Source organism: Klebsiella sp. P1CD1 (assembly GCF_003790505.1).
GTDB classification, from domain to species: domain Bacteria; phylum Pseudomonadota; class Gammaproteobacteria; order Enterobacterales; family Enterobacteriaceae; genus Klebsiella; species Klebsiella variicola.
This window is the reverse complement of record NZ_CP033631.1, coordinates 4,148,332-4,169,143: the sequence shown is the minus strand read 5'-3', so window position 1 is coordinate 4,169,143 and position 20,812 is coordinate 4,148,332. Positions and strand designations below refer to the sequence as shown.

At 55.8% G+C, this 20,812-nt stretch carries 21 protein-coding genes; 8 read left to right on the top strand and 13 right to left on the bottom strand.

Annotated features, from left to right (window positions below; translation table 11 throughout):
• Nucleotides 1-395 precede the first annotated feature (395 nt).
• Nucleotides 396-2,705 carry a molybdopterin-dependent oxidoreductase gene (locus tag DTA24_RS20765; RefSeq protein ID WP_123837046.1) on the top strand — a complete coding sequence of 770 codons (2,310 nt, stop codon included), beginning with the start codon at nt 396-398 and terminating at the stop codon, nt 2,703-2,705.
• 107 nt (nt 2,706-2,812) lie between these two features.
• On the opposite strand, the gene DTA24_RS20760 is transcribed toward DTA24_RS20765, so the two are convergent.
• Nucleotides 2,813-3,355 carry a 1,2-dihydroxy-3-keto-5-methylthiopentene dioxygenase gene (locus DTA24_RS20760; protein ID WP_008805615.1) on the bottom strand — a complete coding sequence of 181 codons (543 nt, stop codon included), beginning with the start codon at nt 3,353-3,355 and terminating at the stop codon, nt 2,813-2,815.
• On the bottom strand, nt 3,352-4,041 hold the full coding sequence (gene mtnC / locus DTA24_RS20755) for an acireductone synthase (RefSeq protein ID WP_008805616.1): 690 nt from the start codon (nt 4,039-4,041) through the stop codon (nt 3,352-3,354). The genes DTA24_RS20760 and mtnC overlap by 4 nt, the downstream gene beginning before the upstream one ends.
• Nucleotides 4,042-4,181: 140 nt before the next feature.
• Here mtnC and DTA24_RS20750 point away from each other — a divergent pair, with 140 nt between their 5' ends.
• The gene (locus DTA24_RS20750) at nt 4,182-5,327 is read left to right on the top strand and encodes a pyridoxal phosphate-dependent aminotransferase (protein WP_162823044.1); all 1,146 of its coding nucleotides are present in this window, start codon (nt 4,182-4,184) and stop codon (nt 5,325-5,327) included.
• Here the strand turns inward: DTA24_RS20750 and DTA24_RS20745 are convergent, their stop codons facing one another.
• From DTA24_RS20745 to dsbG, 4 genes are all read right to left on the bottom strand, one after another.
• Nucleotides 5,328-5,954 carry an IbrB-like domain-containing protein gene (locus tag DTA24_RS20745; protein ID WP_123837045.1) on the bottom strand — a complete coding sequence of 209 codons (627 nt, stop codon included), beginning with the start codon at nt 5,952-5,954 and terminating at the stop codon, nt 5,328-5,330. It lies immediately after the preceding gene.
• Nucleotides 5,939-7,162, bottom strand: coding sequence for a phosphoadenosine phosphosulfate reductase (locus tag DTA24_RS20740; RefSeq protein WP_012968704.1), 1,224 nt, complete (start codon nt 7,160-7,162; stop codon nt 5,939-5,941). The genes DTA24_RS20745 and DTA24_RS20740 overlap by 16 nt, the downstream gene beginning before the upstream one ends.
• A 111-nt stretch (nt 7,163-7,273) precedes the next feature.
• Nucleotides 7,274-8,206: a DNA-binding transcriptional repressor CitR gene (gene citR / locus DTA24_RS20735; protein WP_123837044.1), complete on the bottom strand. Its 933-nt coding sequence runs from the start codon at nt 8,204-8,206 to the stop codon at nt 7,274-7,276.
• Between the two features lie 180 nt (nt 8,207-8,386).
• Complete coding sequence (dsbG, locus tag DTA24_RS20730; protein WP_008805621.1) at nt 8,387-9,136, bottom strand: thiol:disulfide interchange protein DsbG; 750 nt, start codon at nt 9,134-9,136, stop codon at nt 8,387-8,389.
• A gap of 411 nt (nt 9,137-9,547) precedes the next feature.
• Between dsbG and ahpC the strand changes: the two genes are divergently transcribed.
• Together ahpC and ahpF are read left to right on the top strand one after the other, a co-directional pair.
• Nucleotides 9,548-10,111: an alkyl hydroperoxide reductase subunit C gene (gene ahpC, locus DTA24_RS20725; RefSeq protein ID WP_002894394.1), complete on the top strand. Its 564-nt coding sequence runs from the start codon at nt 9,548-9,550 to the stop codon at nt 10,109-10,111.
• Between the two features lie 188 nt (nt 10,112-10,299).
• A complete protein-coding gene (ahpF, locus tag DTA24_RS20720; RefSeq protein ID WP_008805622.1) occupies nt 10,300-11,865 on the top strand; it encodes an alkyl hydroperoxide reductase subunit F in 1,566 nt (521 codons plus the stop codon).
• A gap of 72 nt (nt 11,866-11,937) precedes the next feature.
• Here ahpF and uspG read toward each other — a convergent pair whose 3' ends face one another.
• The 4 genes from uspG to dcuC all read right to left on the bottom strand — a co-directional run bounded on the left by uspG (nt 11,938) and on the right by dcuC (nt 15,406).
• Entirely contained in the window at nt 11,938-12,366 is a 429-nt protein-coding gene (uspG, locus tag DTA24_RS20715; protein ID WP_002894401.1) for a universal stress protein UspG, read from the bottom strand.
• A gap of 187 nt (nt 12,367-12,553) precedes the next feature.
• Nucleotides 12,554-12,964 carry a nucleoside diphosphate kinase regulator gene (gene rnk / locus DTA24_RS20710; protein WP_008805623.1) on the bottom strand — a complete coding sequence of 137 codons (411 nt, stop codon included), beginning with the start codon at nt 12,962-12,964 and terminating at the stop codon, nt 12,554-12,556.
• A gap of 178 nt (nt 12,965-13,142) precedes the next feature.
• The gene (rna, locus tag DTA24_RS20705; RefSeq protein ID WP_008805624.1) at nt 13,143-13,940 is read right to left on the bottom strand and encodes a ribonuclease I; all 798 of its coding nucleotides are present in this window, start codon (nt 13,938-13,940) and stop codon (nt 13,143-13,145) included.
• A 92-nt stretch (nt 13,941-14,032) separates the two neighbouring features.
• Nucleotides 14,033-15,406, bottom strand: a complete 1,374-nt coding sequence (gene dcuC / locus DTA24_RS20700) for an anaerobic C4-dicarboxylate transporter DcuC (RefSeq protein WP_008805625.1) — start codon at nt 15,404-15,406, stop codon at nt 14,033-14,035.
• Between the two features lie 332 nt (nt 15,407-15,738).
• On the opposite strand from dcuC, the gene pagP reads away from it, so the two are divergent.
• A complete protein-coding gene (gene pagP / locus DTA24_RS20690) occupies nt 15,739-16,263 on the top strand; it encodes a lipid IV(A) palmitoyltransferase PagP (protein ID WP_228300329.1) in 525 nt (174 codons plus the stop codon).
• 194 nt (nt 16,264-16,457) lie between these two features.
• Nucleotides 16,458-16,667: a transcription antiterminator/RNA stability regulator CspE gene (gene cspE, locus DTA24_RS20685; RefSeq protein ID WP_012542460.1), complete on the top strand. Its 210-nt coding sequence runs from the start codon at nt 16,458-16,460 to the stop codon at nt 16,665-16,667.
• Between the two features lie 66 nt (nt 16,668-16,733).
• Here cspE and crcB read toward each other — a convergent pair whose 3' ends face one another.
• Nucleotides 16,734-17,117, bottom strand: coding sequence for a fluoride efflux transporter CrcB (gene crcB / locus DTA24_RS20680; RefSeq protein WP_008805628.1), 384 nt, complete (start codon nt 17,115-17,117; stop codon nt 16,734-16,736).
• A gap of 89 nt (nt 17,118-17,206) precedes the next feature.
• Between crcB and DTA24_RS20675 the strand changes: the two genes are divergently transcribed.
• Nucleotides 17,207-17,995 carry a deaminated glutathione amidase gene (locus DTA24_RS20675; RefSeq protein ID WP_012968703.1) on the top strand — a complete coding sequence of 263 codons (789 nt, stop codon included), beginning with the start codon at nt 17,207-17,209 and terminating at the stop codon, nt 17,993-17,995.
• A 244-nt stretch (nt 17,996-18,239) separates the two neighbouring features.
• Nucleotides 18,240-18,446 (top strand): twin-arginine translocase subunit TatE, encoded by a 207-nt coding sequence (gene tatE / locus DTA24_RS20670; RefSeq protein ID WP_008805630.1) that lies wholly within the window; start codon nt 18,240-18,242, stop codon nt 18,444-18,446.
• Between the two features lie 209 nt (nt 18,447-18,655).
• Here the strand turns inward: tatE and lipA are convergent, their stop codons facing one another.
• Nucleotides 18,656-19,621 (bottom strand): lipoyl synthase, encoded by a 966-nt coding sequence (gene lipA / locus DTA24_RS20665; RefSeq protein ID WP_002894467.1) that lies wholly within the window; start codon nt 19,619-19,621, stop codon nt 18,656-18,658.
• A 180-nt stretch (nt 19,622-19,801) separates the two neighbouring features.
• Nucleotides 19,802-20,761 carry a YbeF family transcriptional regulator gene (locus DTA24_RS20660; protein ID WP_012968702.1) on the bottom strand — a complete coding sequence of 320 codons (960 nt, stop codon included), beginning with the start codon at nt 20,759-20,761 and terminating at the stop codon, nt 19,802-19,804.
• Nucleotides 20,762-20,812: the final 51 nt, after the last annotated feature.

Below are 20,812 nucleotides of genomic sequence, written 5' to 3'. Positions count from 1 at the left end.
TGATGAAGGTGGTTGCGGACCGGTAGCATGACAAGAAGCACCTCGCCACCTCAAATACAAAATAAGTCTAAGTTATGCCGGGAATGTTATATCGCAGAAACGCCAGAGAAAAATGTTATTTTGCCATCGGGAACCTGAAAATATTTCATGATGCAAAATATACCTTTTTATTTTGTGGTTTTATTTTTGACTTTTTCCGTGTTTATTTAACGGATAAAGACGGCTTTCTGTTTATTGTGATGGCGTGGAGAAATAAGGCCCTTGCAGGGAAATGCAGGTGATTGCGCGGGCTAATACTTTTTTTAGCAGAGTAATGTCTGGCTGGGACGGGGATATTTCCGTCATTTCCTCGATTTATTTTAACGAGTTTTTTGGCTGAGAAGAACGCGAGTGCTATGAAGAAACAGCATAATTATACGGTGATGCACTGGGGAACGTGGCAGGTGGAGAGCCGCGAGGGCGATATCGTGGCGGTTAATCCGGTGCCCTGGGATAAAAATCCGTCACGCATTGGTCAGTCGCTCCCCGACGCGGTGACCAGCCAAACGCGCATTCGCCGTCCGGCGGTGCGCGCCGGCTATCTTCAGCAGGGCCCAGCGTCACGAGAAGGGCGAGGCAAGGAGCCCTTTGTCGAAGTCAGTTGGGAGGTGGCGCTGGACCTGCTGGCTCGCGAGCTGCGATCGGTCAAGGCGCGCTGCGGCAATGAGGCGATCTACGGCGGCTCCTACGGCTGGGCCAGCGCTGGACGCTTTCACCATGCGCAGAGCCAGCTGCACCGGTTTCTCAAGGGATTTGGCGGGTATACCGCCAGCACCAATACCTATAGCAGCGCCGCGGGCGAGCGCATTCTGCCGCATATTCTCGGACCGCTGAGCCCGCTGCACCGTCAGCATACCCATTTTTCCGAGCTGGCGCGGGAGTGTCAGCTGTTTGTCGCGATTGGCGGACTGCCGCTGCGCAATGCCCAGGTCAACGGCGGCGGCGCCAACGACCATATGCTGCCGTACTGGCTGGATAAGATGCAGGCCAACGGTACCCGGTTTATGAATATCAGCCCGGTACGCAATGACCTCAGCGCGGTGCCCGACGCCGAGTGGCTGGCCATTCGGCCGGGCACCGATACCGCACTGCTGCTGGCGCTGAGCTATGTACTGATCGCTGAGTCTCTATACGACCAGGCGTTTGTTGCCAGCCATACCGTCGGGTTTGCCCCCTATCGCGCTTATCTGTTGGGCGAGCACGACGGCGTAGCGAAAACCCCGGCGTGGGCGGCGGCGATTACCGGCCTGGACGCCCAGCGCATCGCCGACCTGGCGCGGGAGATGGCCCGCCACCGGACGATGGTGAATATCTCCTGGTCTATCCAGCGCGCCCGTCAGGGAGAGCAAGCCTACTGGGCGACGGTGGCCCTGACCGCTCTGCTGGGACAGATCGGCACGCCGGGCGGCGGCCTCGGGTTTGGCTACGCCTGCACTAACCTGGCGGGCGCGGTGCGAAAAGCGTTTTCCGGCCCGCGCTTACCCGCCGGGGAGAATGCGGTGGATAGCGTTATCCCGGTGGCGCGGCTGTCCGATATGCTGCTGCACCCGGGAGAAGCCTATGAGTTCGACGGTCAGCAGCTGCGCTATCCCGACATCCGTCTGGTTTACTGGGCGGGAGGCAATGCGTTTCATCATCATCAGGATATCAACCGACTGTGCGAGGCCTGGCGCCGTCCGGAGACGGTGGTGGTGCATGAGCAGTACTGGACCGCGCAGGCTAAATTCTCCGATATTGTCCTGCCAGCCACCACCTCGCTGGAGCGAGAGGATATCGGCAGCGGCGGTCACGACGGGTTTATGATCGCCATGAGCGCGCAGATCCCGCCGGTGGGCGAAGCGCGTGACGATTACGCCATTTTCCACGATCTGGCCGCTCGGCTGGGCTTCGGAGAACAGTTCAGCGAGGGGCGGGACGCCGGGCAGTGGCTGCGTCATCTCTATGAGGAGTCAAGACCGCGGGCGCAGGAGGAGGGTATTGCGCTGCCCTCGTTCGAGGACTTCTGGCAGCAAGGGGTGCTGGAGTACAGCGCGCCGGAGCGGCCGCAGATCTTTCTCGCCGATTTTCGCGCCGATCCGCAGCGCTATCCGCTCTCCACGCCCTCCGGCAAGATTGAACTCTTTTCCGCCACCGTCGCCGGGTTTGGCTATCGTGAATGCCCTGGCCATCCGTGGTGGGATGAACAGGAGGCCGCCCGGCAGCGGCAGGAGGCGGCGCGGTGGCCGCTTCATCTGCTCTCCAGCCAGCCGCGTGCCCGCCTGCACAGTCAGTACGACCACGGCAGCGTCAGCCGGGCGACGAAAATTCAGGGACGCGAGCCGCTGTGGATGCATCCGAGCGATGCGCAGGCAAGAGACATCCGCGAAGGCAGTGTGGTGAAGGTCTATAACGACCGCGGGGCGATTCTGGCGGGCGTGCACCTGAGCGAGCAGATTTTGCCCGGCGTGGTACAGATGTCCACCGGCGCCTGGTATGACCCGCTGGATCCCAATGAAAAAGGAACGCTCGATAAGCACGGTAATCCCAACGTGTTAACCGAGGATCGCGGCAGTTCGCGCCTGGGGCAGGGCTGTAGCGCCCAGAGCTGTTGGGTGGAGATCGCCCCGTGGCGTGAGGCACTGCCGCCGATCACCGCCTTTGATCCACCGAGGTTTATTGAGGTTTAGGCGTTGGCGCTCGCCGGCGGCGGGGCGGGTAGTCCGGAGGAGGCGCGGTATGCGCCGCCTCCGGCAAAGCCCGCGCCTGGCGGTTTAAGACTGACGACAGTTTGACGTTACGCCAGCCGCGGGTAGGCGCTGGCGATATCGTCACCGGTAAACTGGGCGATCCAGCCTTCCGGGTTATCAAAAATGCGAATGGCGGTGAAGTTCGGTTCTGAACCCATATCAAACCAGTGCGGGGTGTGGGCGGGAACCGAAATCAGATCGTTCTTTTCGCACAGTACCTGGAACACCTCGTCGCCAATATGCAGGCAGAACAGGCCGGCGCCCTCGACAAAAAACCGCACCTCGTCTTCGCCATGGGTGTGCTCGTTGAGGAATTTTTCCCGCAGCGCCTCTTTTTGCGGGTTATCGGCGCGCAGGCTGATGACGTCCCAGCTCTGGTAGCCCTTTTCGGCGACCAGTTTATCAATCGCATGCTGATAGGCGGCAATCACCGTTTCCGGGCTGGGATTTGCGCCGAGGTCGCGGTCGGCCTGCCAGCGCTCGAAGCGGACGCCTTTGGCGTTCAGTTGATCCTGAATCGCTTTGGCGTCGGTGCTGTGCCAGAGCGGTGTTTGCGGATCGGTCACGGAAAAAAGAGTTAATGCGCTCATGCTGGGATCTGCTCCGGATGAATGTCGTCAAAACGCTGAACCTGAGGATGGTGGCTCGCCGGGTCGCGGTCGCCGCGTACCAGTTGGATCGTTCGCAAACCTGCAGCCTCGGCGGCGTCGAGCTCCTGATGGATATCCGACAGGAACAGGATGGTGCCAGGGGCATGGCCCAGGTGTTCAGCAATGTTACGGTAGGACTGTACCTCGCGTTTGGCGCCTACCAGGGTATCGAAATAGCCCGTGAACAGATGAGTAATATCACCTTCATCGCTGTAGCCAAATAACAATTTCTGCGCGGCAACGGAGCCTGAGGAATATACATACAGATCAATGCCCTGCGCTTTCCATTTCTCCAGCGCCGGCAGTACGTCCGGATAGAGATGGCCGGTAAAGTCGCCGTTGAGATAGCCGTCACGCCAGATGATCCCCTGCAGCGCCTTTAGCGCCGTGGATTTACGGTCTTCGTCCATAAAGGCGAAGAGGGTAGTGATAAGGTCGGCGGTGCTGGCGGCCGGGGCGTCTGTCTCGCGGCGCAGGTTGTCGAGAATGGTTTTGACGGGCTCAGCGTACTGCTGAGCGGTCACAAAGCCGGCCAGTCGTTCGCGGGCGTAGGGGAACAGCACGTTATGCACGAAGCGGATATCGCTGGTGGTGCCTTCTATGTCGGTCACGATGGCGCGGATCATGGTTTCTCCAGAGTGGCGTGGCGCGGAATAACATTAGCATTTAGACGTCTAAGCGTCTTGATTGCCAAATATTAACATCGTGTTATAGTGGCTTCAACAACAGCATTACAATCGGTATAAAAAGAATGAGCAATAACCCTTTGATTCCAGAGAGTAAACTTCCTGCGCTCGGCACAACGATTTTTACCCAGATGAGCGCCCTGGCCCAGCAGCATCAGGCCATCAACCTGTCACAGGGCTTTCCCGATTTCGACGGCCCGCGCTATCTTCAGGAGCGTCTGGCCTACCATGTGGCGCAGGGGGCGAATCAGTACGCCCCGATGACCGGCGTGCCGGCGCTGCGCGAGGCGATCGCCGGGAAGACAGCGGAGCTGTATGATTACCTGCCCGACGTCAATAGCGATATCACGGTCACCGCCGGCGCGACGGAGGCCCTGTACGCGGCGATCACCGCCCTGGTGCGCCGCGGCGACGAGGTGGTCTGTTTCGATCCCAGCTATGACAGCTATGCCCCCGCGGTGGCGCTGGCCGGCGGCGAATTACGCCGTATTGCGCTGCAGCCGCCGCATTTTCGCGTCGACTGGCAGCAGTTTGCTGCGGCGCTGAGCGATAAAACCCGTCTGGTGATCCTCAATACCCCGCACAATCCATCAGCCACCGTCTGGCAGCGTGAAGATTTCGCTGCCCTGTGGCAGGCGATTGCCGAACGCGAGATCTATGTCCTCAGCGATGAGGTCTATGAGCACATCTGCTTTGCTGAGGGCGGCCACGCCAGCGTGCTGGCGCATCCCCAGCTTCGCGAGCGGGCGGTGGCGGTCTCCTCGTTTGGCAAAACGTTTCATATGACCGGCTGGAAGGTCGGCTACTGCGTAGCCCCGGCGGCCATCAGCGCCGAACTGCGCAAGGTGCATCAGTATCTGACCTTCTCGGTGAATACCCCGGCGCAGTTGGCGATCGCCGACATGCTGCGCGAAGCGCCTGAGCACTATCGTGAGCTGCCGGCGTTTTATCGGGAACGCCGCGATCTGTTTATTGAAGCGCTGCGCCCAAGCCGACTGGAACTTCTGCCCTGTGAAGGGACCTATTTCCTGCTGGCGGACTACAGCGCCATTTCCGATCTTGACGACGTCAGCTTCTGCCGCTGGCTGACGACCGAAGTCGGGGTGGCGGCGATCCCGCTCTCCGTCTTCTGCGCCGATCCGTTCCCGCACAAGCTGATCCGCTTATGCTTTGCCAAACAGCCGGCGACTCTGCTGGCTGCGGCGACGCGTTTGTGCCAGCTGTAGTCACTTAATCGTCCACGCCTGGGAGAACTGGCGGCCAGCGAACATCTCCGTGAGGCCGCTAATTTGCTTCAGGCGCAATACCTCATCGGCATCCATCCCCAGCTCTTTGCCGATTTTCTGTGGCGTCCAGCCAAGCTGGGTCAGTTCGCGGACAATCTCTGACATGGCGTGGATTTGGTGGCGCCCGCGCGCCCGGTTATGGCGTATGGTCTCTGCCATCAGCCCGTCACGCGAGGCGGCTTCACTCGTCAGGCAGGTCACTGGCAGATAACCTTTCAGCGTTTTTTTCAGCACCGCTTTGCTGCAGGCCAGCTCATGACGGTGAAAACCGTCGACAATCGTATACGACTGCGGGCTTTGCTGGATGACGACGACCGGCTGGGTAAAGCCGTCGGCTTCCAGCGACGTTTGCAGCAGGCGTTTTTCCGGTGGCGCCACGTTATTCGGATTGTAGTCGTTGGGGATGACCTGCTCCTGTTTTACCCACAGCACGCAGTCAACGGGCTGGGAGCGGAAGGGACTGCGCTGGTGGAGCACCTGACGAAACGCATTGATTGCCTCGATGCGCGCCTCGTCATCCAGCGTTTGCAGATAAGCGTCCAGCGCCTGCGTCAGTTGTTGTTGCATAATATCCCCCATTGTTGGCGATGTTTTTCCATGCGTTTACGGTAGCGCTGATAGTGGCTGCTTTTGGTCGGGCTAAACGAAAGCTGACGGCACCAGTAGTCGTTATTGAGCAGCACTTTGCAGACCCGCCGCCAGGACGGGATATCTTTGGTGCCAATGTCCGCAGGCTGGGTGTCCGGAATATCTTCCATGCCTTTTTTCTGATACCAACGCAGGTAGACGGCGATTTTGTTGCGGTAGTGCTCGGCAGTGGTTTCCGGCATGCTGTCGAGCAGGAACAGCGCATAGCTTTTCCATGTCAGGTGGTCGGGCTTGTCGATTTTTCGGTGGCCGTAAAATTGATTATCATGCCCGGCATAGACCCCGCCGCTGTGCGCGCCGCTCACCCGCTGACACATTGCGGCCCAGCGCTCAGGCTCCAGCACATGGTAGAGCCACAGCCCCTGGCGCTGCTCCGGACCGAACGGTTCGCAGATGCGCATATAGCGCAGCGGCACCCCGGCCTGATACATCAGATCGTACAGAGGGTTATAAGACTGCCGGCTTTTGGCAAACCAGGTCCAGATGTCGGCCGTTTTCCAGTCATAGAGCGGGTAGATGTACCAGGCGTGGCCGCCCGGCGCCGAGGTGGTCCAGGGTTTATCATCGGCGAAGCGTTGTTTACGCTGCGAAGAGATGGCCATAAAGCGATTCAGTGACTCGTCGGCGCGAATGCCCACCAGCACGGCGGCGGGGCGCCGCTGTGAAAACCACTCGGCGAAGTGGCTGACAAAGGACTCAAAGCTCATCCCCGGTTGATAAAATGAAAAATAGCCCGGGTGGGTAATCGCCCAGGGCGGCGGCTGACGGACCCAGTCTGCCCCGGGCTCCCAGCATTGCCATTGCGGTTTATACTGCGTCAGCGCGTTTTGGGTGGTGAGCGGCAGGGCGACCCAGTAAAAGGTTTCGACAACATCCGCATACAGCGCACGCAGTTTTTCGCAGTGGGCGATGGTGCAGGAGAACTGCGCTTCCCAGTCAATAAACAACACACTGATTTTTTTACCCTGTAACCGCGCCGCCTGGGCGGTTAAATGCAGCATGACGGTGGAGTCTTTTCCACCCGAGAAAGAGACGCAAACGCGTGAAAAATTATCCAGCACCCACTGGATGCGCTGCTCAGTTGCCTGCAGCACCGATTCCGGTAAGGGATATTTAATAAACGACATGACCATTAATCCTTTAATAGTAGAGCTTCCCGTTTGTTCAGTATAAACGATGAGCGCTGCGAAATTAATGGTCGATCTGCATTCAAACAGAGTGTGAAAACAGGTGGGCAGTTACTCACTATTATTAAGTTGTGGGCGTGATATATCTCTGTCATTCATTAGAATGGAGATTAATTCAGATAGAAAATGATTTTGTGTAGATGATTGATGGTAGTTAATGTATATCGTGATCTCTGGAAAAAGTGCCTCTATATCGAGAGCGTGAAGTGGCATGGCCGGGGAAATAAAATCATATAAATAGGAGGGGATGAAGCCAATTAAGTCGGTTTTATTGATCATGTTAAGAATGGTCATAAAAGAGTCGCTGCGAAAGGCAATATTACCCGGATTTAACCATGGCGTGCTGCTTTGCTGGACGCGCTGAATGACAGGATCGTTGGTGATATAGTGGGTGAAAAATTCCTGTGCCAGCGCTTCAATCGACGTGAGTTGATCTCGCCGCGGATGGTCCGCCCGGCAAACCGCCAGCGTCTGCACCGTCTGATAGGGCTGACAGATCGTGGCGCGGTTGGTAATAGGCATTCGGGTGAACACCAGGTCCGCCTGGCGATACGCCAGCAGCTCCTCAGCCGATTCCGTGGTGGTCAGGTTATGGTGCTCAATCTGCAAATTGGCCTGATGACAGAGCTCATTAATCATAAAATGGCTATTCACTGAACAGAACAGCGGAGGGCCATATATCACGATACGTTTACGCAGTTCGGAGCGATTATTGAGATTGTTGGTTTTTTCCAGCTGTTCGAGATTTTGTTGCAAATGATAATGAAGATTGACACAGGCGGTAGTGGGCGTCATCCCTTTCCCAACGCGAACAAATAACGGATCGTTTAACTGCTGGCGCAAACGCTGCAACGACTGGCTCACCGCTGACGGGGTGATAAATAACATGGCGGCTGCTTTGCTAATGCTCAAATGTTGATAGATACATTCAAAAATAACCAATAAATTCAAATCGAACTTTTTCAGATCGTAAAGATTTGCCATTAATGCAGTCCTGTGTATTATCAGCGCGGGTGGAAATATTCTTAGTGAGAATGTTGATTGGCTTAATATTTGCGGTGTGAATTTAATTACCGGACTATAACGTTAAGTTCTGCTTAATATATCTTATCGTCGACAGGGGCGCCAGCGGTCGTTGTTATCTGGCGCCATTATGCAATGGGATTATTCTTGTTCGCCCATCATGATCTGCAGTTTTTCTTTATCCGGCAGGCCGACCACCTGCTGCAGCATATTATCCTTATTCATATAGTAAATGGCTGGCGTGACGTTGGCCCCCAGTTCGTCCATCAGTTGCTGATTAACGTTGAGCACTTTCATTTTCTCCGGGGGAATAGCCTGCGGGATCGTCAGGGCCATTTTCCCATTCGATTGCTCATAATCATGCCAGGTCTTCGCCGGATCCTTGGTGGCCAGAATCGCGGCGGCGGTGGCCGGGCTTTCGGGCTTGATCACCCCCACCAGCAGGGTGCGGATCTGCACTTTACCGGCTTCCACCCAGGGGCGGGACTGCTGCCAGAACTGTTTACAGTAGGGGCAGAAGGGATCGGCAAAGACATACAGCACGATGGGGGCGTCCTTATTGCCATCCTGCAGCCAGTGGGCGCTGGCCATCTTCTTCCACATCTCCTGTCCTGCCGGGGTATAGAGTTCTTTCTGAAACAACTGCTCGCTGAGGTTGTTGCCGTTCTCGTCATACATATAGCCGGAAATGGCATGTTTGCCGTCCGGCGTGAGGTAGATGGCGACCCCCATGTCCTGGTATTTGCCCAGCCAGCCTTTCATTCCCCCTGGCGCCTCAAAGGGTTTTATAATGGTAATGCCCTGTTTTTCAATCGCTTTTACCGGAGCGGGGAGCTCCTCCGCCTGGCTACATAACGGAAAAAGGCTGAGCAAGAGAAGACGCTTTAACATGAATATTCCTTGTAAAATCAGCAGGAAAGGGCAAAACGATTGTCGAACCTATCACAGTCATAGGCAAGATCAGCAGAATGACGGATTGCCCTTTGCTGGCGTGGGTGATGTAATCCTGGATGCTGTTACATTAAGGTAATGTAGAGCGCAACACATAGCCAGTCTGACTGGCGCTGAACCTACCTTCGGGTATTTCAGGTAACGGGGCCGCCTGAAAGGGTGGCCTTTTTACTTTTGTCGCGGCAAATGATGCGAAAAACAGCGATCAGCGCTGAACGCGTCGACAGGTTCACAGAGTTGTCTTGTTCCGGTTGTTAGATAACGCTTATTGATTCGATAATGTAAACGCATTGGTCGGGTCAGGAAAAATTCGTTAACTTAGACCTCAACGAAAACACGGAGGAAGTATAGATGTCCTTAATTAACACCAAAATCAAACCGTTCAAAAACCAGGCATTCAAAAATGGTGAATTCATCGAAGTCACCGAGAAAGACACCGAAGGCCGCTGGAGCGTCTTCTTCTTCTATCCGGCTGACTTCACTTTCGTCTGCCCGACCGAACTGGGCGACGTGGCTGACCATTACGAAGAACTGCAGAAGCTGGGCGTAGACGTTTATTCTGTGTCTACCGATACCCACTTCACCCACAAAGCGTGGCACAGCAGCTCTGAAACCATCGCGAAAATCAAATACGCGATGATCGGCGACCCGACTGGCGCCCTGACCCGTAACTTCGACAACATGCGTGAAGATGAAGGTTTGGCTGACCGTGCCACCTTCGTGGTTGACCCGCAGGGTATCATCCAGGCGATCGAAGTTACCGCTGAAGGTATCGGCCGTGATGCGTCTGACCTGCTGCGTAAAATCAAAGCGGCGCAGTACGTTGCTTCTCACCCAGGCGAAGTCTGCCCGGCTAAATGGAAAGAAGGCGAAGCGACACTGGCTCCGTCTCTGGACCTGGTCGGTAAGATTTAAGTCTGTTTGTGCCCGGCGGCGCTACGCTTGCACGGGCCTACAAGATTGTAGGCCGGGTAAACGGCGTGTCACCCGGCAATCAATGGGCGCTTTGGCGCCCATTTTATTCCAACACCATGATGCAAGCGCATTCAGGCCGCCTGGACGAGGCCGCTTGCATGATGATGTTTTAAGCCCAGGAGATAACAATGCTCGACACCAACATGAAAACCCAGCTCAAGGCCTACCTTGAGAAGCTGACCAAGCCTGTTGAGCTGATTGCCACGCTGGATGACAGCGCTAAATCGGCAGAAATCAAGGAACTGTTGGCTGAAATCGCTGAACTGTCAGACAAAGTCACCTTTAAAGAAGACAACACGCTCGCGGTACGTAAGCCATCATTCCTGATTACTAACCCAGGTTCCGACCAGGGCCCACGCTTTGCAGGCTCTCCGCTGGGCCACGAGTTTACCTCGCTGGTGCTGGCGCTGCTGTGGACCGGCGGTCATCCGTCGAAAGAGGCCCAGTCGCTGCTGGAGCAGATCCGCGATATTGATGGCGATTTCGAGTTCGAGACTTATTATTCACTCTCCTGTCATAACTGCCCGGATGTGGTGCAGGCCCTGAACCTGATGTCGGTGCTCAACCCGCGCATCAAGCACACGGCGATTGACGGTGGGACCTTCCAGAATGAAATTACCGATCGCAACGTCATGGGCGTTCCTGCGGTGTATCTGAATGGTCAGGAGTTTGGTCAGGGGCGAATGACGCTGACGGAAATTGTCGCCAAAGTGGATACCGGTGCGGAAAAACGCGCAGCGGAAGAGCTGAACCAACGTGATGCTTACGATGTGCTGATTGTCGGCTCCGGCCCGTCCGGTGCGGCCGCGGCGGTATATTCTGCGCGTAAAGGTATTCGTACCGGCCTGATGGGCGAGCGCTTCGGCGGTCAGGTGCTGGATACCGTGGATATCGAAAACTATATTTCGGTGCCGAAAACCGAAGGCCAGAAACTGGCCGGCGCGCTGAAAGCGCACGTCAGCGACTATAACGTCGATGTGATCGACTCCCAGAGCGCGACCAAACTGACGCCAGCGGCGACAGAGGGCGGCCTGCATCAGATTGAAACCGCCTCTGGCGCGGTGCTGAAGGCGCGTAGCGTCATCATTGCCACCGGGGCGAAATGGCGCAATATGAACGTACCGGGCGAAGATCAGTATCGCACCAAAGGCGTGACCTACTGCCCGCACTGCGACGGTCCGCTGTTTAAGGGCAAACGCGTAGCGGTAATTGGCGGCGGGAACTCCGGGGTAGAAGCCGCTATCGACCTGGCGGGCGTCGTAGAGCATGTGACCCTGCTGGAGTTTGCTCCAGAGATGAAAGCCGACCAGGTGTTGCAGGATAAAGTCCGCAGCCTGAAGAATGTCGACATCATTCTTAATGCGCAGACCACGGAAGTGAAAGGCGATGGCAGCAAAGTCACCGGCCTGCAATATCGTGACCGGGTGAGCGGTGATGAGCATCATGTCGCGCTGGCGGGGATCTTCGTCCAGATTGGCCTGCTGCCTAACACCACCTGGCTGGAAGGCGCCGTTGAGCGCAACCGCATGGGTGAGATCATCATCGATGCGAAGTGCGAAACCAATGTCAAAGGCGTATTCGCCGCTGGCGACTGCACCACCGTGCCGTACAAGCAGATTATTATCGCGGCAGGGGAAGGGGCAAAAGCGTCGCTGAGCGCCTTCGACTACCTGATCCGCACGAAAACCGCATAACAAGTCAGACAATAAACCTGCATAACAAAGAGGCTACCCTGGGGTAGCCTCTTTTTTTCTATTTCGTCATATTTACCTGACGACCATCACCGGGATATGGGCATGGCGGATCACGCTTGAGGCATTGGATCCGAGCAGGTGGGTACTGATGGACGGGTTGCGCGAGCCAATCACCACGACATCGGCGTTAATTTCGCTGGCCAGCTCGTTGACCATATCGCGCACGCTGCCGAAACGGACATGCAGCTTGATACGTGAGGGGTCAATGCTGAAATGGCTGACCATCGTCTGCAGACGAGTTTCCGCCTCATGCTGCAGGTGTTCTTCAAACCGCCGCAGATCGGCGGTAAAGCGGCTCATGGTGAAGCTCGCAGAGCCGGGTAATACGTGGAGCAGATGGATCACCCCGTCCTGCTGGGCCAGAAACTCCGCATGCCGGACGGCTTTATCGCTCAGCGCCATCTCAAAGACATCAACGGGCATAATGATAGTCTTATACATATGCAATCCTCCTTGTTCATTTGCGTCTATATCAACATATTATATGCGGATATAGTGTCATTCAGGTCGCAAAACTGTCAGTCAGGCAGGTGCAAAGCGTAAAAAAAGGTTAGCGAGGAAGGAACAGCAGAAAGAGGATGTATGGACATCCTCTGAATAAAGCGCGAAACGCCTCAGGCAGCAGGGATTAGCGGTGGAATTCGCCAGCGGCTTCCGGCTGGTACAAGAGCTCCAGCACTTCCAGGTGTGTCGATGCACCGCCCGGCAGCTCCCAGTGAATGGTGCTGCCGACTTTCAGACCCAGCAGCGCGGCGCCCACCGGCGCGAGGACGGAGAGCTGGCTGGCGCTGTCAGTCACCTGAGACGGAAACACCAGCGTCCGCACGCGCTCTTCGCCGCTGGTTAAATCGCGGAATTTTACCTTACTGTTCATGGTGACGACGTCATGCGGCATCGCTTCCGGCGCCAGCATTTGCGCGCGGTCGAGCTCGTCATTCAGGGCATCGGCAACCGGTAAGTTGGCGAAAGCCGGCTGCTCCAGCAGCCTGTCGATACGTTCGGCATCCAGTTCGTTAATGATGATTGCGGGTCTGGTCATTGCATACTCCATGTTATCCAGGAACCTGTCCGTAAAAGAAAACCCTCGCCGAAAAGGGCAAGGGTTAAGGTCCTACCATCATACTGAGAGTTGCCGGTAGTTTGAAGTGATGAAACGCACATTCAGCGTGCAACGCCCCCCGGCGGGCGGCGTTTTCTGCTCAGCACGTCGCTTTGCGCTACTGACCGACCTTGTCCAGGATAAACTGGGTTCCACAGTTGCCCGGATGGGGTTGTGGCAGAAAGGCGGACGTGGCCAGCGGGGCGTTGATGGTGGCGGCGTTGAGGGAGATTTGCATCTCGGTCAGATAGGCTGGATTACCGTTACAGGTTAATTTAAACGCCTTCACGCTTTGCGGACCCCAGGCGCGGGCCACCGCGGCATCGAAGTCGGCGCGGCTGACGGTTTGACCATAATGCTTCGCGAGGAAATCGCCTACCGGGCTATGCTTAATTTCCCCATTCAGGCGCACCATGGTGCCAAAATAGCTATCGGGATCAAAGCCGAAGCAGACGCCATGTTTGGCGTATTCGTAGCGCTCCAGGCAGGAGGTGCCGCCCGAACCCGGCATCACGTTATTGAGTTTATTGGCCATCTCCAGCGACAGCCCGGTTTCCGCCGCCTGGCATTTGCGGTTCGCTTTCACTTCCGGCATGTTGGGCACCGGGCGCGTGGCGCAGCCGTAGCGCATCCAGCGTCGTTCATCCACCCCGCGCGCGGCAATCGACTTTGGCAGCCCGGGCCACAGGCCGTGCACGGTCAGAAAGTCGGCTTTGTTCGCGGTGTCCTGCTGCAGGCGACACTCTTCCGGTTCGCTACGGTTGCGGTCAAGCATGCTCTGACAGAATCCGGTTTGCCAGGAGAGGGCAAGAACGTAGCGGTCAAAATCAGCGTATCGCGTCGCGGTGAGCGGTTCAGCGCCGGCCTGAGTGGCGGTGAGCACAAGGGCAAGCGCGGCGAAATCCTTCCTGAACATGTTTATTCCTGATTGTGGATGGCAAAAGATAACGGGGAGTTATTAAAGCATAAAAAAGGCGCCCGCTGGCGCCTTTTCGCGTGGTTAGACCATTAGTGGACTGCGCTGCCGGGCACCAGAATCTCAGTGGCGATAATCACCACCAGCAGGCCAACCATCACCGGCACGGAGGTACGTTTGACCACTTCGAACGGCGAAATTTTTGCCATCCCGGCAACGGCGACCACCACCCCGGAGACCGGCGATATCGTGCGGCCGAGGTTAGAGGCCTGCAGCATCGGAATCGACAGATAAGCCGGATTGATGCCGGAAGAGTGCGCCAGCTTGGGGATCATCTCAACAAAAGCGTAGAACGGGGCATTACCGGAGCCGGTGGTCATTGCCGCCAGCATGGTCAGGATCACCAGCACCAGCATCAGAATAATACTGGCCGAGCCGAAGGAGGTGGCGATGGAGATCAGCCCATTGATAAAGCCGATGGTGCTTAGTCCCTGGGCGAAGACGCCGGCGGCGACCAGCAGCATCACTACGCCGGCGAAGGCGTCAGCCATCCCGCGGTAGGCGACTTCCAGCCCGCTGAAGACGTTTTTGGTGTTAAACCCGCGCAGGAACTCAAGGATCGCCGCCAGCAGCATGCAGCCGACGAGGATGGTGATAATGTGCAGTTCCGGTCCCCATTTACCATCAAAGATCAGCACGCCGATGATCGGGGTAAACGGCAGAATGGCGTACAGCGCTGGGGCGGTGGTGGTGATGTCGTTGACATCCAGCATTTCGTGGGAAATGTTCTCTTTTTTATCCAGGTAACGCTGCCAGAAGAAATGGGCGATCGCCATGCAGATAATGGCCGCGATGGAGATGGGCAGCGTGGTCTTGAAGGCAAAGTCGATCAGCGGCATTTCTGCGGCTTTAGCCGCCAGTACAACATCGCCAGAGGTAGGCGAGAGGATAATGGCCGCCGGTGAAGCGCAGATGGCTGCCGCCGCCCCGCGACTGATACCGACGTTCACCATCACCGGGAACAGCGTCGCCATCAGCAGCACGCCAAGGCCGGTCGCAGAGGAGACCGCCAGCGACATCAGGCAGGCGACAAAGTAGGCGGCAATCATCAGCAGATAGGGCGAATTAATATAGCGCAGCGGCTTTGATGCTAATTTCACCACCATATCATTGGCGCCAATATGGGTCATGTAGGTGGCGAAGCCGCACAGCATCATAATCATCATACCCAGATCGCCACCGCGGCTCATGAGTAGAATCTTAATGTATTCAATAATATCGGTGGCAGAATAACCGGTGCTGTCGGTATTGCCCGGCAAGACTTTATGCCCCAGCAGGGCGCTGACGATCAATAAGATTAAGCCCCCGACGAACAGCACCCCGGTGGCCGAGTAGCCCTTAATGATATAGCGGGCGACGCCCACAATGACCACAATCCCGATCAGGATCTCAACAAACGTCAGCATTTATTACCCCTAAGCCCAAAGAATATGTAGATAAAAAGCGTCATGCCAAATTTTAATGTGCGAATGTGCCGAAAAAACGGACAAAACTCGCTGATGCAAATCAATAAAGCGATAAGAACTACGCGTCACCCGTCTCGCCTGGATATAATCACCAGATGGATAGTTAAAAGGTTCTGATGGTCACCGGGCAAAAATCAGGAGTTTGCCTTATTTCGTTCAACCTGTATTGAGACTATCTTTGCTATTTTAGGCGGCTTTTAAATGAAAGTGGTAATGGAAAAGTGTTGATGTTACGTCGTTTTTCTCTGTTTTCTCTTGGTTTTTTTGGATGGTTGTTGGTATCCGTAAACGCCAGCGCGTCGTTTTCATCGACCCTCAGCGAAGGTTACCATACCTTAAGTAATAACGTCGCGCAGACCTGGAATGAGCCGGAGCACTATGACTTGTACGTTCCAGCCATTACCTGGCACGCGCGGTTTGCCTATGATAAGGAAAAGACGGATAAATATAACGAACGCCCCTGGGGCGCGGGCTTTGGCGTCTCGCGCTGGGATGAGAAAGGAAACTGGCACGGTCTGTACCTGATGGCGTTTAAAGATTCTTTCAATAAATGGGAGCCTATCGGCGGCTACGGCTGGGAGAAAACCTGGCGCCCGCTGACCGACCAGAACTTCCACCTTGGACTCGGCTATACCCTTGGCGTGACGGCGCGCGATAACTGGGACTACATCCCCATTCCGGTGATCTTACCATTGGCGTCAATAGGTTACGGTCCGGCGACTTTCCAGATGACCTATATTCCCGGCACCTACAATAACGGTAACGTTTACTTCGCCTGGGCTCGTATACAGTTTTAATTCGCTAAGTCTTAGCAATAAATGAGATAAGCGGTGTGTCTTGTGGAAAAACAAGGACTAAAGCGTTACCCACTAAAAAAGATAGCGACTTTTATCACTTTTTAGCAAAGTTGCACTGGACAAAAGGTACCACAATTGGTGTACTGATACTCGACACAGCATTAGTGTCGATTTTTCATATAAAGGTAATTTTGATGTCTAAGATTAAAGGTAACGTTAAGTGGTTTAATGAGTCCAAAGGATTCGGTTTCATTACTCCGGAAGATGGCAGCAAAGATGTATTCGTACACTTCTCTGCAATCCAGTCCAACGGTTTCAAAACTCTGGCTGAAGGTCAGCGTGTAGAGTTCGAAATCACTAACGGTGCCAAAGGCCCTTCTGCTGCAAACGTAATGGCTATCTAACCAACACGTCAGTAGAATATAAAAACCCGCTTAACGCGGGTTTTTTTTTGCCTGTTTTTCAGATCGTTAACGGCTGGCGGCCTGCGAGAAAAGCCAGAAGGCGACGGCCGTCATGGCAAACGAACCCAGCAAATTCACCATCACGTTGAGGAGTGCCCAGCTCACCCGCCCCTGCTGCAGGAGAAAGACCACTTCCGCCGAGAAGGTGGAGAAGGTGGTCAACCCGCCGCAGAACCCAGTGGTGATCAGGAGCTTCCACATCGGGTCAATATCCGTCAGACGGTTAAACCACGCCAGCCCGGCACCAATCACAAAGGCGCCTACCAGGTTGGCCGTCAATGTCCCAATCGGGATAGCATGATGCACAGGGTTGAGCTTCATGCCGAGCCACCAGCGCAATACGCTGCCGGTGCCACCGCCAATAAAAACGGCGCAAAGAAGTTGAAACACGGTTGTTTCCTGCTATTTGATATAAGAGAACCTCAAGTGTAGCGCGCGACGGGCGCGATTGGCTATTCATAACCTGACCGGAGAAAAACATGCGGGTAGCGGCAGGACAATTTGCCGTCACGCCAGTATGGCGGACGAATGCGCAGACCTGTGTGACGATGATGCAACAGGCTGTGCGTGAAGGGGCGGCGCTGCTGGTGCTGCCAGAGGCGTTACTGGCGCGAGATGACAACGACCCGGATATGTCAGTGAAATCGGCTCAGCCGCTGGATGGGGCGTTTTTGCAGCTGCTGCTGGCTGAGAGCGGGCGTAACCGTTTGACCACGGTCCTGACGCTGCATGTGCCGTCGGCAGAAGGCCGTGCGACCAATACGCTGGTGGTCTTGCGGGATGGCGAAGTAATAGCCCATTATCACAAACTGCATTTATACGACGCCTTCGCAATGCAGGAGTCGCGGCGGGTGGATCCTGGCCAGCAGATCCCGCCGGTAATTGAAGTGGCGGGGTTACGCGTTGGCCTGATGACCTGCTACGATCTTCGCTTCCCGGAACTGGCCCTATCGCTGGCGCTGAACGGAGCTGAGCTGCTGGTACTGCCCACCGCATGGGTGAGAGGGCCACAGAAAGAGCACCACTGGGCGACGCTGTTGGCGGCGCGCGCGCTCGATACGACCTGCTATATCGTGGCGGCAGGCGAATGCGGGACGCGGAATATTGGTCAGAGCCGCATTGTTGACCCGCTGGGAACGACGCTGGCGGGGGCCGGGAGCGAACCGCAGCTGATCTTTGCCGATGTCTCCGCAGAGCACCTTGCGCGGGTTCGCGAGCGTTTGCCGGTACTGCAGAACCGACGATTTGCGCCACCGCAATTATTGTGATGTTTTTTTAAACAGGGCTTGATTCACCTTGTTACAGATTGCTATTGTGTCCGCGCGTCAAATACCCGTATTGTTTATCCTAATAATTCGCTGTGCACGTCAGGACGGACACCCCTGCGCTAACTCCTTCAGGGGGAAGGCTCTGGGCCGAATCACGCAGCCCACGCACAGGTGGATTACAATATGACGGATAAATGCGTGTATGATGGCGTATTCGCAGCTTGTATAGAGAAGAAGGTTAGCTATGGGTGAGATTAGTATTACCAAACTGCTGGTAGTCGCAGCACTGATTATCTTAGTGTTTGGTACCAAGAAATTACGTACGCTGGGCGGCGACCTGGGTTCGGCTATCAAGGGCTTTAAAAAGGCCATGAACGAGGATGACGATAGCGCGAAGAAAGCCACCGTGGAAGAAGAAGCGCCGGCGCAGAAGATCTCTCATAAAGAGTAATTGATCCGATGCGTCCCCCCGGAGGGATGCTGGCGGAACGGCGAAGAGGCCGCGACGAATATCGTTGCGGCCTTTGTCGTTTTTGGCGATGCCGCGCAGAAAAGATGCAACGAACTGTTACGAAAACGCGAAGCAGAGGAAGCAGAGGAAGCAGAGGAAGCGGAGAGGGGCCGCTGCGGCGAAAAGGCGCGCAGCGGCAGAAGCGGCAATTACTTCACTTCCATTCCTTTAGCCTGCAGGTCGGCATGATAGGAAGAGCGAACGAAGGGACCGCAGGCGGCGTGGGTGAAGCCCATCGCCATCGCTTCCGCTTTCATCTCTTCGAACTCTTCCGGGCTGACGTAGCGCTGTACTGGCAGGTGGTGACGGCTCGGCTGCAGATACTGGCCTAACGTCAGCATGGTGACGCCATGGCGACGCAGGTCGCGCATCACTTCAATGATCTCGTCGTTGGTTTCGCCCAGACCGACCATCAGGCCAGATTTCGTCGGGATCTCCGGATGCGCTTCTTTAAAACGCTCCAGCAGCTTCAGCGACCAGTTGTAATCCGCGCCCGGACGCACCTGACGATAGAGACGAGGTACGTTTTCGAGGTTATGGTTGAAGACATCCGGCGGGGTTACCGTCAGAATATCAAGCGCGCGATCCATGCGGCCGCGGAAATCCGGAACCAGCGTTTCGATCTTAATCGACGGGTTTTTCTCGCGAATGGCGCTGATGCAGTCGGCAAAATGCTGTGCGCCGCCATCACGCAGGTCGTCACGGTCCACTGAAGTGACCACGACGTAGCGCAGACCCATATCAGCGATGGTTTGCGCCAGCTTCTGTGGTTCGTTCGCATCTGGTGCAACCGGGCGCCCGTGCGCGACATCGCAGAACGGGCAGCGACGGGTACAGATCGCGCCGAGGATCATAAAGGTCGCGGTACCGTGGTTGAAGCATTCTGCAAGGTTCGGGCAGGAGGCTTCTTCACACACGGAGTGCAGGCCGTTCTTACGCATCGCTGCTTTGATACCCTGGATACGGGACGAATCTGCCGGAAGTTTGATTTTCATCCATTCCGGTTTTCTGAGCAGAGCTTCACGCTCAGTTGCCACGTTTTTCACCGGGATAAGGGCCATTTTATCGGCGTCGCGGTACTTAACACCGCGTTCCATCACAATGGGTTTACTCATAGCGTGCGTGTTCCAGTTGCGAGTCACGAAGGAAAGCGAATTAATTCAATGAAATGTTGCAATTATCAACTATTTTTGAATCAAGAGCAGGCAGTATACCATTGAAAAGGGGCAGAAAGCAGCCTGCCTGCCTCGCAAATTGTAAAATAGTTGTTGTTTTATCCTTTTCCTTTCCGTGCGCTACGCCTTAAACGCCTGGATTACCGTCTCGATAATTTCTTTCAGCAATGGCTCCTTCCCGCTTTGCTTATTGTAGTGCAGCGCAACATTAATTTTTTCGTCCTGCAGGGAGTGAAAATCCAGGGTTTGCAGTGGCCAGAGCCGGGATACCATGGCGAACAGGCGCTCGGTGGTCAGCCCCAGCATGTCGCTCTCGGCGATCATGGCTGCCTGGGTCAGCAGGTTAAAGGTGCTGAATCCGCAGCGTCGTTCGCCCATCTCTTCCTGCAGGCGGCGGTGAAGGGTGGGGTAGCGCTGGCCTTCCGGAAGCAGCAGCGCAAATTCATACTGAGCGAGATGGGCTTCATCCTGTGGGCCGTGCAGCGCAGGGTGCTCAGCACGGCAGTACATCCGTACCCGATCCTGGTACAGCACATGATGGCTTATCGCCTGGCCGCTGTGCAGATGAGTGTCAATTAACAGATCCACCTGGCGCTGGTCGAGCTGCCGCGCGGCGTCGGTGATGGCGATGTTGTGCAACAGGATCTGCGGAAAGGCCGGTTTTAGCGCACTGGCCACGATGGGTATCAGTAGCGCCCCCATGCCTGGCGTGGTGGCGATAGTGATCACCCGCTGCTGGTGGGGGCTACCGGCGATATCCAGCGCACTGAGGAAAGCCTCCATACCCCGGCTGATGTACTGATGAAGATGGGTAGCATACGCGGTGGGCATCACACCTTGCCCCTTGCGGATAAACAGCGGGTCAGGAAAAAGCGCCCGCAGTTTGTTAATCGACTGGCTAATAGCCGATGGCGTGATATTCAGTATCTTAGCGGCGTTGACGATGCCTTTATGGACGTAAACGGCTTCGAAGATGGTTAACAGGTTGAGGTCAATATTGCGCAGGATGCGAAACATCTGGCGGTCATAACGTTCATCCTGTCGTTCAGGGGATTCTGACGGAGACGTATTCTCTGGCACGCGATGAGTCCGGTTGGGAATGATAGGGCAAGTATAGCGGCCCACCGCCTC

Coding starts and splice junctions, on each gene's coding strand:
- rna (WP_008805624.1), bottom strand. CDS start 13,940: ATGTTCAGGAAGGATTTCGCCGCGCTTGCCCTTGTGCTCACCGCCACT.
- mtnC (WP_008805616.1), bottom strand. CDS start 4,041: ATGATCCGCGCCATCGTGACCGACATAGAAGGCACCACCAGCGATATC.
- DTA24_RS20740 (WP_012968704.1), bottom strand. CDS start 7,162: ATGTCGTTTATTAAATATCCCTTACCGGAATCGGTGCTGCAGGCAACT.
- ahpC (WP_002894394.1), top strand. CDS start 9,548: ATGTCCTTAATTAACACCAAAATCAAACCGTTCAAAAACCAGGCATTC.
- lipA (WP_002894467.1), bottom strand. CDS start 19,621: ATGAGTAAACCCATTGTGATGGAACGCGGTGTTAAGTACCGCGACGCC.
- citR (WP_123837044.1), bottom strand. CDS start 8,206: ATGGCAAATCTTTACGATCTGAAAAAGTTCGATTTGAATTTATTGGTT.
- rnk (WP_008805623.1), bottom strand. CDS start 12,964: ATGACCAGACCCGCAATCATCATTAACGAACTGGATGCCGAACGTATC.
- DTA24_RS20765 (WP_123837046.1), top strand. CDS start 396: ATGAAGAAACAGCATAATTATACGGTGATGCACTGGGGAACGTGGCAG.
- uspG (WP_002894401.1), bottom strand. CDS start 12,366: ATGTATAAGACTATCATTATGCCCGTTGATGTCTTTGAGATGGCGCTG.
- dsbG (WP_008805621.1), bottom strand. CDS start 9,136: ATGTTAAAGCGTCTTCTCTTGCTCAGCCTTTTTCCGTTATGTAGCCAG.
- dcuC (WP_008805625.1), bottom strand. CDS start 15,406: ATGCTGACGTTTGTTGAGATCCTGATCGGGATTGTGGTCATTGTGGGC.
- cspE (WP_012542460.1), top strand. CDS start 16,458: ATGTCTAAGATTAAAGGTAACGTTAAGTGGTTTAATGAGTCCAAAGGA.
- ahpF (WP_008805622.1), top strand. CDS start 10,300: ATGCTCGACACCAACATGAAAACCCAGCTCAAGGCCTACCTTGAGAAG.
- tatE (WP_008805630.1), top strand. CDS start 18,240: ATGGGTGAGATTAGTATTACCAAACTGCTGGTAGTCGCAGCACTGATT.
- DTA24_RS20745 (WP_123837045.1), bottom strand. CDS start 5,954: ATGCAACAACAACTGACGCAGGCGCTGGACGCTTATCTGCAAACGCTG.
- DTA24_RS20760 (WP_008805615.1), bottom strand. CDS start 3,355: ATGAGCGCATTAACTCTTTTTTCCGTGACCGATCCGCAAACACCGCTC.
- DTA24_RS20675 (WP_012968703.1), top strand. CDS start 17,207: ATGCGGGTAGCGGCAGGACAATTTGCCGTCACGCCAGTATGGCGGACG.